Here is a 13,542-nt window from a genome sequence, read left to right as displayed (position 1 = left end):
AAGGATCTATGGTTGCCTTCCTTTTTTGCTTCATCAATAATAAAACCAATCCATGCCACTCATAGAGCGAATTTCACTATTCTCATTCCTATTCCTTTGGCGCTAACTTCCTGATGATTCGAATCATATGTTCAATTAACTTCTGTTCACTGATTGCAGTCATTAAATGGTCTTGAGCATGGATCATTAATAACGATTTTTCTACAGGATTACCGTTCAATTCAGCTTGAATCAGCTTTGTCTGTGTCTTATGGGCTGCATTCAATTCCTCTTCTGCCTTCTTCATCAATTGTTCTGCTTCTTCAAAATCATATTCTTCTGCAGCAGACAATGCTTCATAGGCTAGGGAACGGGAATTTCCACCATGGGAAATGATTTCAAAAATATCCAATTCATTTTGGTTTGTAGCTGTCATACTGATTCAACCTCTCTTTCTGCTTTATGCTGAAAAAAATGCGGCAAATATGGCTTATGGGCTTCCAACAATAATTGAAGTACTTTCTCTGCAAGCTCATCGCTCGGAACCAACGGATTAATGGCTAACGCCAATAAAGCTTTTTCATAGGAGCCAGTTACTGCCGCTTCCGCACCAATCCGTTCAAATGATTTAATTTGCTGCACCAATCCCTGCACCTGTACCGGCAGATGACCGACGGTTAAAGGAACAGGTCCGTGCTTAGTCACTATGCAGCTCACTTCCACCGCAGAATCTTCATCAATTTCTGGAATCGATCCTTTATTTTGTACATTCAAAACTTGAATGTCTTTTTTATCATTATAGATAGAGGAAATGACATTACAGGCTGCATCGCTGTAGTAGGCACCTCCTCTTTGTTCAAGTTGGGGAGGCTTACGGTCCAATCGGTCATCTTTATATAATTCAAACAACTGAGCCTCTAACTCTTTTACAACTTCTGCTCTTGTTCTGCCGGATTTGAAGGACATTAACTCATCTTCCAAAATTTCCTTCGTCTTATAGTAATAGCGGTGATATGGACAGGGTACAGCTCCTAAAGCTTTTAGGAAAGCAGCATTCCAGGGAAGAGGGGCAATATTTTTCATACTCATTTGTACATTCGGATCTCCAAGCATCTCTAATACCCTATTTGTCTGTTCTTCGCCATCGACGTATACATGAGTGCCAAAGACCATATGATTCAAGCCGGCAAATTCTATATGCACTCTTTCCATATCCACATCCAGCATAGCCGAAATTGATTTGTGCATATTAAACGGCACATTGCATACACCAATCACTTTTTTGTGCTTGCTATAGCGCAGAAGAGCTTCTGTTGCCATCCCCGCAGGATTGGTAAAATTAATCAGCCATGCATTAGGGCAATATTCAGCCATTTCCTGTGCAATTTCCAGAAGGACTGGAATTGTTCTTAACCCTTTGAAAAGCCCCCCTGCCCCATTTGTTTCTTGGCCAATCATCCCTAATTGCAGTGGAATCCGTTCATCTTTAATGCGCGCATCGAGTAAACCAACTCTCATTTGAGTCGTTACAAAATCAGCTCCGGACAATGCCTTTTTACGGTCTAGTGTTAAATGGATTTCCATCGGCACACCGGATTTTTTTACCATCCGCTTAGCTAATTGACCGACAATCTCCAACTTTTCTTTTCCTTCTTCAATATCAACTAGCCAGAGTTCCTTGACCGGCAACTCATTGTAGCGTTTGATAAAACCCTCCACTAATTCAGGAGTATAACTTGATCCTCCCCCGATAGTCGCAATTTTGATTCCTTTTTTTCGATCCATGAAGTGTTCACCTCTTCTCACAAATTTGTCTTTAAGATAGATAGATGACTGCGTAACAGACAGCTGCACTAACTACTAAAAGACTGCCGAATAATAAACTTCCTTGTTTCTTGTTTTTAAACTTTCCTTCAACAAAAATGATGACCGCTGTCAGTCCCAGGCTGATCCCCAGTGTATTAACAACATACAGTGATGCTTTGGTCCCGAGGCCTGCCATGCTTAAAACAGGGTTAAAGATAAGATTAAAAACAAGAATAAAAACAAAAAAGAGAAAGGCGCTTTTATAACTGAAATAATGGATATTGGCAGCTGTTTTCATATATTTCTCCCTTCATCAACATCGGTCAAAAGGGAGCCTGGAGAATGATTCCAAACTCCCTATTGATACATTTACAATGCAGCATTTGAATCTTTCGTACTCATAGATACATCGTCAGAAGCATTCAATCTTTCCTCTTTCAAAAGCTTATGGTCATACATTTTGAAAAACGGCAGGTACACAAGGACAGATATTGCTATATTGACAAGCACCAGAATAACGGCCCTCCAATCGCCCCCTGTAGAAAGGTAAGCGCCTATCGGAGCAGGCAAAGTCCACGGAACCATCACATATGTCGGATTGACTAAACCGATCGATGTGGCAATATAAGCGACGGTTGTGCCAATTAAAGGTGTTATGACAAATGGAATAATAAGTACTGGGTTCAGGACAATTGGCATACCGAAAATGACTGGTTCATTGATATTGAAAATACTCGGCACAATCGTTGCCTTCGCCATTGTCTTGCTGTAACTTGATTTAGCAGCAAATAGCATGGCTATGACCAGACCAAGCGTTGCACCAGAACCGCCAATCCATATAAACCATTGATAGAATGTTTCAGGGGCAATATGCGGGATTGTTTTTCCCGCAGCAACTGCGGCTGAGTTATTGGCTAAGTACACTTCCCATACTGGACGGGCAACAGCCCCTACAACAGATACGCCATGAATACCGAATGACCAGAAAAATGTAATCAAGAAAACCGGTATTAGAACGCCCGGCAAAGTATCGCCAGCTTTCACCAAAGGTGCAACTGCCTTATCGACCAACGAATGGAGATCCACTCCAAAAACAACCGTCACAAAAGTCATCACCGTTAAAACAATAAAGACAGGAATAAGTGCTTCAAAAGAGCGTGCTACAGAGGTCGGAACTGAATCCGGCATTTTAATGGTAATATTTTTGGCTTTACACAGCCTCAGTATTTCTACGGAAAAAATGGTTACAATCATAGCCACAAATAAACCATGGCCCCCTAAATTCGTCATCGGCAATACAAATCCGACATTTTCCATCGTTTGCACACCTATCGTAAACAAAAAGGCTGCAACAGATAGCAATCCACCTGATAGAGGATCTAATTTATAGCTTTGCGATAGGCTGTAGCCGATTCCAAATGTAATATAGAGAGTCATGATAAACATAGTAAGTCTATAAGGGACCAGTATTTCAGCGACATGTTTCGCTGACCATAGTCCGATGGCGCTATCAGCCTTGACAGGCGGAAAAGCAATAATCAGAAAGATACTTCCAAAAATGATAAAAGGTAAAGCTGAAACAACACCGTCGCGGATTGCCCGCAAATGCTTCTGTTCAGAAAGCTTGGCCATTGGTGTTGAAAGGTTATTTTCTAAAAAAGCGACAAACTTATTCATCCTCTTTTCCCCTTTGCTTATTTAATGGATGGTTTTCATGATTTCACTAGCTCTTTTGCCATTTTCAATAATGTGGCTCCTCCTAAAGGACTGTATGCTTGCGGCGGAATTACTGCACATGGGACACCTGCTTCATCTGCGGACTCTTTAAATTGGTCGAATCGATGCTTCACCTGAGGAGCAACCATGGCTACATCCCAGCCGTTGGTTACTTCCATGCCAAACTCCTGGGCGCCTACAGCCAAGACTTCTAATTCGACACCTTGCTTAGTCCCTTCCTTTTTTAAAGCGTTTACAATAATAGCGCTTGACATGCCTCCTGAACAAACGAATAATACTTTCATTCTTTTTTCCTCCTAAAATAAGTAATTGTATGTAAATGTTATAATGCACCTTTTATAAAACCGTCTGACTTCTTAAGCCTTTGCATGGCCTCTTCATAAGTTAAATCTGTCAAAATCATGACGATGGCAGTCTTTGGCTGTTGATTGGACTTTACTAGATACTCTTCCGCCACTTCATAAGAACAGCCTGTGGCATCCATTACAATCTTCTTTGCTCTTTCCACTAATTTTTCATTCGTCAATTGAAGATCAACCATTAAATTCCCATACACTTTACCGAGTCCAATCATTGATACAGTAGAAATCATATTGCAGACCATTTTTTGGGCTGTACCAGCTTTCAAGCGTGTGGAACCAGTCAGAACCTCAGCTCCTGTCGCCACCTCAATTGCAACCTTGGCCACTTTTCCTATTTTAGAATCTTTATTACAGCTGATTGATATTGTTTGGGCGCCTATTTGATTGGCATATTCTAATCCTGCAATTACATAAGGGGTCCTGCCACTGGCTGCAATACCGATCACTACATCCTTATCATTCAAAACGATATCCTTCAGATCTATAGTAGCTAACTCTGTACTGTCTTCTGCGCCTTCCACAGCTTTCATGAATGCATTCTGGCCGCCGGCAATCAAACCAAGTACAGTTGTGGAATCCGTATTAAAAGTAGGTGGGCATTCAACGGCATCCAACAAGCCTATTCTTCCGCTTGTACCTGCGCCAAAATAAATTAACCTGCCTCCAGCTTTCAATGATGAAATAACCAATTTAATAGCTTGAGCTATCTGCGGCAGTTCATTTTGCACACTTTGAGCAACTGACATATCCTCTTCGTTCATTGTTTTTAAAACGTCTATAATATCCATGCTGTCCAACTGCATCGATTTGTTGTTGCGCTGCTCCGTTGTCAAATTCTCTAACATTGTAAATCACCTTTTTCTGTTGGGAATTCTAGTAAAAGTGGAATATTTTTACTAAACAAACAATAACACCAATAAAATTTAATTTCAATAATTTTATAAAATTTTAAAATTTTTTATCAATTTAACGAGAAATCGCTTACATTTTATTCTTCAAATGTTATAATGGGCGGAAGTTCCAGTTGAAGAAGAAAGGTGTGTAGACATGTTTATTGTTGGATTAATGTCCGGAACGTCGCTAGATGGAGTGGATGCTGCATTGGTCGAGATAGATGGATCCGGAGAACAGACAAAAGTAAACGTAGTCAGTTTTTTAAATCATAGTATCCCGGATTCTATAAGAAAAGAAATCCTTCAATCCATTTCACTTTCAAGTTCGAATGTCCAACTGATTTGCAGTTTAAATTTTAAATTGGGCAAGCTGTTCGCAGAAGCTGTTAAAAAGGTCTGCCAGCAGGCTGGTCTTCCTCTCAAAAAGTTAAGTTTAATAGGTTCGCATGGACAAACCATTTACCATCAGCCAATAGCAGAAAAGAACTGGATCCCTTCCACTCTGCAGATTGGGGAACCTTCAGTCATAGCATACGAATGCCAAACTCCCGTAGTCTCCAACTTCCGCACGATGGATATGGCAGCCGGCGGCTTGGGTGCCCCATTAGTTCCTTATAGTGAATATCTGCTATACCGAAATAAGCAAAAAGGGCGGCTTCTGCAAAACATAGGAGGCATCGGTAATGTCACAGTTCTTCCAAGAGGCGGGTCGTTGGATGATATCACGGCATTCGACACGGGGCCAGGCAATATGATAATTGATGAAGCATGCCGGCTATTATTTAAACTCCCCTTCGACCAAAATGGGGAATTAGCGCAACAAGGCACCGTTAACGAAGAACTTCTTGCCTATTGCCTGAATCAACCTTATATTTTTGCACCCCCTCCCAAAACGACAGGACGTGAACTATTTGGCATTGAATACACAGAGAATTTGTTGAACAAATTCTGCCACCTTCCACCTTTAGATATAATGGCAACAATCACTATGTTTACAGCAAAATCCATTGTCGAAAACTATCGAGAGTTTATCTTTCCATCCGTACATATAGATGAAGTGATTATTGGCGGCGGCGGAAGCTACAATAAAACTCTAATCAGGATGATACAGTCACTGATCACAGAACCGATCTCGGTTTGCACACAAGAAGAAATAGGATTTTCATCAGAAGCAAAAGAAGCTGTGGCATTTGCAATACTTGCAAATGAAACATACAATCACAGACCAAGCAATGTACCGAAAGCGACCGGCGCACAAAAAGCTGTGATACTGGGCAACTTAACATTTCCTATTTAGAGTCACTGAAACTCCTAAAGAGAAAAAAATCTTTTATACAAACTAAAGCGGAAAGCGCCTGCTTATCCCCGACAAGCTTAAGACAGGGCTCTGACAAAGGCTGCTCTTTGCCTTTGACAGCGGCTTGGCTTAAGACCTCGAGGGGATGGCGCTTGTAGCTGGATGAAACTAAAGCGGAAAGCGCCTGCTTATCCCCGACAAGCTTAAGACAGGGCTCTGACAAAGGCTGCTCTTTGCCTTTGACAGAGGCTTGGCTTAAGGCCTCGAGGGGATGGCGCTTGTAGCTAGCCGCGACCTTTATCCTTTCCTAAACAATAAAAAAGCACCCCGGTTGGGATGCCTGCCATTTACTCCGCTTTCATACTTTGGACTGGATCTGAATATAAATCATGTTCTTTTTTCAGCTCCTGGCCCGTTTCCATCCGGTCCATTTGCTTCCCCAATTCCTGCACTTCTTCCATGTCGGACGCCATTGAACTGTTTTCCGGTACAAACCCTTTATCCAGTGATTTCTTCATATCTTCCACGATCCATCACTCCCTGGTTTTGTTTACATGTATTGTACCCGCACCAGTAGAATTATAAACTGCTGTCTCAATCTTTATCGGTTCAATAGGCTTCCTACATAACGCAATAGTTCATTGGCTGATGAGGTATTGTAGCCATGCTCATTCACCAGTCTGGCCACTACTTCATTGACTTTCTTCAATTGTTCTTCATTCGGTGTTTTGGTTGAAGTTGTGATTTTTACGACATCCTTCAGGTCTGCAAACAGTTTTTTCTGGATGGCCTCCCGTAAGCGGTCATGGGAATTATAATCGAATCGCTTCCCTTTGCGTGCGAATGCCGAGATACGAATCAATATTTCTTCCCTGAATGCTTTCTTCGCATTTTCGGATATGCCAATTTGCTCTTCTATCGATCTCATCAACTTTTCATCAGGAGTAATTTCTTCCCCTGTAAGAGGGTCGCGCAGCTTTGATTTGTTGCAATAGGCTTCCACATTATCAAGATAATTGTCCATCAACGTTTTCGCTGATTCTTCATACGAATAAACAAATGCTTTTTGGACTTCCTTCTTGGCGATATTATCGAATTCCTTGCGTGCCAGAGAAATATAATTCATATATTTTTCCCGAAGCTCGGATGTGATGGATGGATGCTGATCCAGCCCTTCCTTCAAGCTGCGCAGCACATCCAAAGCGTTGATCGAAGCCACTTCCTTGCGGATAATCGTCGATGATATCCGATTGATCACATAACGCGGGTCAATTCCACTCATCCCTTCATCCTGATACTCCTTCTTCATCTCCTCCACATCAGCAAAGTTATACCCTTCCACATTTTCGCCATCATACAGCCGCATTTTCTTCACCAGGTCAATATCTCCCTTTTTGGGATCTTTCAAACGCGTTAGGATCGTAAACATCGCTGCTACCCGCAATGTATGCGGAGCGATATGCACATCATTGACATCACTTTCGCGTATCATTTTTTCATAAATCTTCTCCTCTTCACTGACCCGCAGATTATAAGGGACCGGCATCACAATAATACGGGAATGGAGCGCTTCGTTCTTTTTATTTGAAATAAAGGAACGATACTCTGTTTCATTCGTATGGGCAATAATCAATTCATCCGCTGAAATAAGTGCAAAACGGCCAGCCTTGAAGTTTCCTTCCTGTGTCAGCGATAATAAATGCCAGAGGAATTTCTCATCACATTTCAGCATTTCTTGAAACTCCATAATGCCCCGGTTCGCTTTATTCAACTCACCATCAAAACGGTATGCCCGCGGATCTGATTCTGACCCGAATTCCGCTATGGTTGAAAAATCGATGCTTCCGGTTAAATCGGCAATATCCTGCGATTTTGGGTCTGATGGCGAAAATGTTCCGATCCCTACCCGCTTATCCTCAGAAAGGAATATCCGCTCTACCATTACGTCTTCAATCCGGCCACCGTATTCTTCCTCAAGTTTCATGACATTCAGAGGTGATAGATTTCCTTCAATGCGGATCCCATATTCATCATAAAAGTCATTTCGCAGATGCTGTGGAATAAGGTGCAATGGATCCTCGTGCATCGGACAAGACTTAATGGCATAAATAGCACCATGATCCTGATGTGAATACTGTTCCAAACCTCTCTTGATTAAACTGACCAGAGTCGATTTGCCGCCGCTGACAGGCCCCATCAGCAGTAAAATACGCTTACGGACATCCAACCGTTTCGCCGCAGGGTGGAAATACTCCTCAACCAGTCGTTCCAGCGATTCCTCAAGGCCGAACATCTGGCTTTTAAAGAAAGAATAAGACCTTTGCCCATTCACTTCTTCTATACCGGCATCTTTGATCATATTGTATACACGCGAATGTGCGGACTGTGCAATCCATGGCCGTTCTTTCAATAGCTCTAAGTATTCCGCGAAGGTGCCTTCCCACTTCAGCTTTTGCTCTTCTTCTCTATGTCTTTCAATCTTGCGTAAAATATCCATAAAGGAACCTCCTCTGTATTTTGTAATCAGGGATGTTTCTTAATACTTTATGCACACTTGCCTACAAAGATGATTATTCTCTGAGTGAAAGAATCTCCTCCTCCGAAACCATCGTTCAGAAAAAAGACACCTTTCCTCTTTTCTATATATATCCAATTCTGTATAATGAAAGTATATATTTTTGGATCAATCAGGTACATAAGGAGGCCATAAGCATGGGATTAGTAATCATTTGTTTAGTCAGCCTAGCATTCCTGACTGCCATCTTCACGGCAGGCTACAATGACAAACCGAACAGCAATTAAAGCAAAAAGCACTTCAAACATATGTTGAAGTGCTTCTCTTTACTTTTCCGTTATGCTTTTCAACGCTTTCCCAACACAATCCAAACCTTCCTTGAAACGAGAAAGGTCGCCAAGCGAGACCATTCCAATGCACGTATCCCCATCCATCACAGGAAGCCTGCGGATTTGGTGGGAAGCCATAATAGCCGCTGCTTCTGTCAATGACTGCTCTGGCGATACAGTAATGACATGTTCGCTCATCAGATCGGTTATTTTCGTAGATCCCGGATGCTTGCTGCCGACACCGCGCAAAGCAATATCCCGATCGGTTAGAATGCCTATCAGCTTGTTCTCTTCAAAAATAGGGACGGCCCCAATATTATTTTCCTTCATCATTAATGCCGCTTCATAGACATTATCAAGCACCGTGCAAGAATGGAGCGGCGAGTTCATTGCATCTCTGACTGTACTCATCATGGTTCTCCTTCTATTCGTTTAAGGTTATTTTCTTCTTATTTGCCTGCATTTATACCACTCTGCAATAAGGAATCAGCATGTGGAATAGGCTCCTGTATCCTCTCTGACTGTAGTTATTGGGCTTAGAAGGTTGTCTGCCATTATATTCAATTCAAAAAGGGGGGATGCCAGGAGGGCGTTCATTATTGATTTTCATCAGCATACGATAGAGGAAGCAAGATGATAATAAATGAGGAGAAAAAAGATGGCAAATAAACTAATCTTGTATTATATAACGGTATCTGCCGGTTTTTTATTGATTATGTTCAGTTATTTGGAAAGCATTATTTTATTCGGCTTTTATCACGAATCAGTTACAACTATGCAGGAGTTGAAGGAAGCTCTCCCTTTATCTATATGGAATATACTCCAAATCCAAAAAATCGTAGGCGTACTCCTTTTTTTCATGGCACTTTTACTGATTGTACAAAGCAGAAGGAAAAGGGGTAAAAACAATCTGAATATGAAGGACTAAAATGCCAAGGTCATAAAGAATTCAACAGGATATCGTTTATATGAGCCACCGAGCACAAAGAAAAAACCGGGCTTTTGCCCGGTTTCAATGCAAGTGGATATAGTTTTGCTGGCGCAGCGCTTCATAAATAAGAATGGCTGCCGTATTTGAAAGATTTAATGAACGGATGTTATCGTTCATTGGAATGCGCAGGCATGTATCAAGGTTCTTCTCGATAATTTCCTTTGGCAATCCCTTCGTTTCCCTTCCGAACACAAAATAATAATCTTGGTCCACATTGGTGAAATCAAAGGTTGAAAATGTTTTTTGGCCAAATTTCGTAATGAAAAAATACTGGCCGCCCTTGGTTTTCTCAAAAAACTCGTCGATACTGTCATAATAAAAAATCTTCACATGCTCCCAATAATCCAACCCCGCGCGTTTTAGCATTTTATCATCCGTTGAAAAACCGAGAGGACGGATCAAATGAAGAATTGTATCCGTACCCGCACATGTACGGGCAATATTCCCCGTATTGGCTGGAATCTCTGGTTGGTATAGTACTACGTGTATAGCCACCTTTTGTTCACCTCTAAAAATTCTTCAAATTTCATATCTTATTATTATAGCATGCTTTCCTGCCAATCACCTATTCATCATCATCCACAATATGATAAAAACGATATACAATCTCCGGAGTGTAAGCAGTCGAATCCTCGTATGACCAATAACGCATCCGGCTATTCGTCGTATGGGCATTGACAAGCGGCATTCCGTAAGCATCCTTGGCGACCACAATCGTATTATGGTTAAACCTGCCGTCCCCCTCAAAATCATAACAGATCACATCCCCTAGCATCAGCTCCTGGGGCGATTCCACTTCCTTTGCCCTCAACCCGGTAGACGAATGCTGCAAATACACTTGGAAAGCATTTGCAACAGCCCAACTGTAACTCCATGATGAATCTGTATACCACCAGCCCAGGGAACGATTATCCATCCCCCACATTGGAGCTCCCCCAGCGCGCAAACATTGCGAAATATAATTGGTGCAATCATCCTCAAAATGCCGGTACTCTGGATTGAATGTATCCCACCATTCCTCTGCATATTGAACCGCCTTCATCCGATCATAATAAAAACTGACCCGTTCCTCGTTTGAGCATACGACAGGTAGATTTTCATTGGTCTTAATTCCCCATTCATCCAGTATACGATCATCTGTACATTCTCCATTAAGAAAGCGGGCACAGCAATTCTCCACTTCTTCTTCAATATAATAAAAAGACCCCTGCCTGATAAAATATTGCCATTGGGCTCTGTAAAAAACTGCTTCTGTTTCACCATCAGCTACAATTCTATCCAGCTTTCCTTTGCATGTAACAGAAAGCAGTCCAGCTTTCCTTTTTTCAAGTGAAAGACGCCTCAAATCCGCTTCCAATTGGGATTTGGGTGAAATTTTCTCCTCACATTTCTTTTTCAGCATATGTCGAATGACCTGTTTCATCAACTTCCCTCTCCCTTCACTACACATATATGTAAGAGCAGGAAAAAAAATAAGCAACAGTCATGACTGTTGCTCAATTGCTTTCGTAATTTCTTCAATTGCATAATTGTCCATTTCGTTTTCCACTGCTTTTCTTAAAGCCTGTCCAGCTTCCGTTCCGCCTATTTTTCCGATTGCCCATGCAGCTACCGCACGGATGTCAGGGCGTGCATCATTTTCAAGCACCTGAATTAAATCAGGTAGAGCTGATTCCTCTTTAAAATGGGCCAATGCAATGATTGCATTGCGTTGGATCGGCTTCTTGCCCCGCCACGATCCAGCTACATGGCCGAATGTATTCTTGAATTCCCGGTTGCTCATATGCAGGATTGGCGTAAGCAAAGGCTTCGCCAATTCAGGCTCTGGCTCCATCCGCTCATGGAGATGAAAATCGATTCCTTTATTTTTGGGACAAATGGTCTGGCAGCTGTCACAGCCGTACACGCGATTTCCTATATTTTTGCGGAACTCTTCAGGAAGAGGCTCCTTTGTTTGTGTCAAAAAGGCAATGCATCGTTTGGCATCAATTTGGCCGCCTTTGACCAAAGCGCCAGTCGGGCATATATCGAGGCATTTCGTACAGCTGCCGCATTGGTCTTCCAATGGCTCATCCGGTTCAAACGGTAAGTTGGTGATCATCTCACCAAGATAGACATATGAACCGAATTCCGGTGTGATGATCGCACAATTCTTCGCGCTCCAGCCAATGCCTGCCCTCTCCGCTACAGCACGATCTGACAGTTCACCCGTATCTACCATCGATTTAGCGCGGGCATTTGGGACATGTTCAATCAAATAATCCTCAAGCATCTTCAGTTTTTCGCGAAGCAGGAGATGATAATCAACGCCCCATGAAGCCCGGCAAAAAATGCCTCTTCGCTCCCCCTTTTTGCCTTGGATATGTTCACTCATCTTAGACGGATAAGCGAGAGCGATAGCAATAATACTGCGTGGTTTCTCAAATATTAAAGCAGGGTTGGTTCGCTTATCAATATCTGGCTCCTCAAACCCTGATTGATAATTCAATTCCTGCTGACGGATCAGCCGGTCCTTCAATTCAGTGAAAGGATCAGCTGAAGTGAAGCCAATTTTATCGATACCTATTTCTTTGCTGTAGGCAATTAAATCCTCTTTCAATTGTCCATAATCCATGCTGGTTCCTCCCCTTTCTTCGTGCCGGCATTTATCACATTTACTCAGCATACCATGAATGGGCTAAGCCAATCAAAATCCATCTGCTATCGACACATAATAAAAAAACGCAATGCTTCGTTCTCCTATGTAACGAAACACTGCGTTAGTAGCTATGTATGGAGCGGGTGAAGGGAATCGAACCCTCATCATCAGCTTGGAAGGCTGAGGTTTTACCACTAAACTACACCCGCAAAAGATTCAGTTTTTGTCGAACTTTGTAATCAACAAAAATTATTATATCTCCATGCACTATAAAAAGCAAGGGGGATTTTACGATTTTTTCATCCTTTTTTCATATTTTATTCATAGTCAACAGGAGTAAAAAGGAGCCTTTTTGAAAAAATGTCCTTTTTATCCTTTTACATAGTTTGGAAAGATCACTGAACAAAAAGTCCGCAATCGGAACAGTTCCCCCATGCACCAGTTACACTTTTTATTATACTAAATTTTCAAATTTTGTTTAAAGACGTTTTTATGAACAATATCAAAACTGATAACATCTCTATTTTTTTTGAAGTACCAGTCCCATTCTTCTTTCCACCATTCACCCAAATCAGCATCAACGCTTTCTTGAACCTCTTCTACCGATTTAATCCTTCTTCTTTCTTCGAGTGGAAGAGGTGCCGCCAATCCGATGAAAGTAACGATTGCTCCCAGCAAGACTACACCAATGAACGTATATACCCCGACTGTAATAAACGCAAAGCCATCATGCATACGAATAGCCATCCATTGGCCGATTAGCAAAGCCAATGGAATTGGGAAAACGACAATAATCGTAATTCCCAGATCTACACACCATTTCCATCGTGAATATTTTCTATACACCATAACAGTAACCAAGAAAGCGAATGCCCAAAAAATGACAACAATGAAAAAAAAGGCCATAGCTACAGCTCTCATTTTAAAAAAATTCAAAGCGGTAAAGTATGTTGGCGCCTCATGGGCCCATAAACTCAAATGCAGGCATCCATCAG

Annotated in this window: 15 protein-coding genes and 1 tRNA gene; 2 read left to right on the top strand and 14 right to left on the bottom strand. The window is 41.8% G+C overall.

What is annotated here, in order from left to right; translation table 11 throughout:
• Window positions 1-88: 88 nt before the first annotated feature.
• The 6 genes from ABC357_RS24180 to murQ all read right to left on the bottom strand — a co-directional run bounded on the left by ABC357_RS24180 (window position 89) and on the right by murQ (window position 4,729).
• Window positions 89-415, bottom strand: a complete 327-nt coding sequence (locus tag ABC357_RS24180; protein ID WP_412890033.1) for a PTS lactose/cellobiose transporter subunit IIA — start codon at window positions 413-415, stop codon at window positions 89-91.
• The gene (locus ABC357_RS24175; RefSeq protein ID WP_412890032.1) at window positions 412-1,764 is read right to left on the bottom strand and encodes a 6-phospho-beta-glucosidase; all 1,353 of its coding nucleotides are present in this window, start codon (window positions 1,762-1,764) and stop codon (window positions 412-414) included. Before ABC357_RS24175 ends, ABC357_RS24180 begins: the two co-directional genes overlap by 4 nt.
• A gap of 31 nt (window positions 1,765-1,795) precedes the next feature.
• Window positions 1,796-2,083 (bottom strand): hypothetical protein, encoded by a 288-nt coding sequence (locus ABC357_RS24170; RefSeq protein WP_412890031.1) that lies wholly within the window; start codon window positions 2,081-2,083, stop codon window positions 1,796-1,798.
• 71 nt (window positions 2,084-2,154) lie between these two features.
• Window positions 2,155-3,462, bottom strand: a complete 1,308-nt coding sequence (locus ABC357_RS24165) for a PTS sugar transporter subunit IIC (protein ID WP_412890030.1) — start codon at window positions 3,460-3,462, stop codon at window positions 2,155-2,157.
• 35 nt (window positions 3,463-3,497) lie between these two features.
• Window positions 3,498-3,806, bottom strand: coding sequence for a PTS sugar transporter subunit IIB (locus ABC357_RS24160; protein WP_412890029.1), 309 nt, complete (start codon window positions 3,804-3,806; stop codon window positions 3,498-3,500).
• A gap of 38 nt (window positions 3,807-3,844) precedes the next feature.
• The gene (gene murQ / locus ABC357_RS24155; protein ID WP_412890028.1) at window positions 3,845-4,729 is read right to left on the bottom strand and encodes an N-acetylmuramic acid 6-phosphate etherase; all 885 of its coding nucleotides are present in this window, start codon (window positions 4,727-4,729) and stop codon (window positions 3,845-3,847) included.
• Window positions 4,730-4,931: 202 nt separating this feature from the next.
• On the opposite strand from murQ, the gene anmK reads away from it, so the two are divergent.
• A complete protein-coding gene (gene anmK / locus ABC357_RS24150; RefSeq protein ID WP_412890027.1) occupies window positions 4,932-6,074 on the top strand; it encodes an anhydro-N-acetylmuramic acid kinase AnmK in 1,143 nt (380 codons plus the stop codon).
• Between the two features lie 347 nt (window positions 6,075-6,421).
• Here anmK and ABC357_RS24145 read toward each other — a convergent pair whose 3' ends face one another.
• From ABC357_RS24145 to ABC357_RS24135, 3 genes are all read right to left on the bottom strand, one after another.
• The gene (locus ABC357_RS24145; protein ID WP_412890119.1) at window positions 6,422-6,601 is read right to left on the bottom strand and encodes a hypothetical protein; all 180 of its coding nucleotides are present in this window, start codon (window positions 6,599-6,601) and stop codon (window positions 6,422-6,424) included.
• Between the two features lie 74 nt (window positions 6,602-6,675).
• On the bottom strand, window positions 6,676-8,571 hold the full coding sequence (locus ABC357_RS24140; RefSeq protein ID WP_412890026.1) for a PrkA family serine protein kinase: 1,896 nt from the start codon (window positions 8,569-8,571) through the stop codon (window positions 6,676-6,678).
• Between the two features lie 344 nt (window positions 8,572-8,915).
• Window positions 8,916-9,329 (bottom strand): CBS domain-containing protein, encoded by a 414-nt coding sequence (locus tag ABC357_RS24135; RefSeq protein ID WP_412890025.1) that lies wholly within the window; start codon window positions 9,327-9,329, stop codon window positions 8,916-8,918.
• Between the two features lie 247 nt (window positions 9,330-9,576).
• On the opposite strand from ABC357_RS24135, the gene ABC357_RS24130 reads away from it, so the two are divergent.
• On the top strand, window positions 9,577-9,846 hold the full coding sequence (locus ABC357_RS24130; protein ID WP_412890024.1) for a hypothetical protein: 270 nt from the start codon (window positions 9,577-9,579) through the stop codon (window positions 9,844-9,846).
• Window positions 9,847-9,930: 84 nt separating this feature from the next.
• Here ABC357_RS24130 and trmL read toward each other — a convergent pair whose 3' ends face one another.
• The 5 genes from trmL to ABC357_RS24105 all read right to left on the bottom strand — a co-directional run bounded on the left by trmL (window position 9,931) and on the right by ABC357_RS24105 (window position 13,453).
• Window positions 9,931-10,404: a tRNA (uridine(34)/cytosine(34)/5-carboxymethylaminomethyluridine(34)-2'-O)-methyltransferase TrmL gene (trmL, locus tag ABC357_RS24125; RefSeq protein ID WP_412890023.1), complete on the bottom strand. Its 474-nt coding sequence runs from the start codon at window positions 10,402-10,404 to the stop codon at window positions 9,931-9,933.
• Window positions 10,405-10,474: 70 nt separating this feature from the next.
• On the bottom strand, window positions 10,475-11,332 hold the full coding sequence (locus ABC357_RS24120; RefSeq protein ID WP_412890022.1) for an amidase domain-containing protein: 858 nt from the start codon (window positions 11,330-11,332) through the stop codon (window positions 10,475-10,477).
• Between the two features lie 60 nt (window positions 11,333-11,392).
• A complete protein-coding gene (gene queG / locus ABC357_RS24115; RefSeq protein ID WP_412890021.1) occupies window positions 11,393-12,523 on the bottom strand; it encodes a tRNA epoxyqueuosine(34) reductase QueG in 1,131 nt (376 codons plus the stop codon).
• A gap of 159 nt (window positions 12,524-12,682) precedes the next feature.
• Window positions 12,683-12,756 (bottom strand) — tRNA-Gly (locus tag ABC357_RS24110).
• A gap of 250 nt (window positions 12,757-13,006) precedes the next feature.
• Window positions 13,007-13,453 carry a hypothetical protein gene (locus ABC357_RS24105; RefSeq protein WP_412890020.1) on the bottom strand — a complete coding sequence of 149 codons (447 nt, stop codon included), beginning with the start codon at window positions 13,451-13,453 and terminating at the stop codon, window positions 13,007-13,009.
• Window positions 13,454-13,542 lie beyond the last annotated feature (89 nt).

The organism is Bacillus kalamii, assembly GCF_047238185.1.
GTDB lineage: Bacteria > Bacillota > Bacilli > Bacillales > DSM-1321 > Bacillus_AD.
The sequence above is the reverse complement of the archived record's forward strand: the minus strand, read 5'-3'. Positions and strand labels throughout refer to the sequence as shown.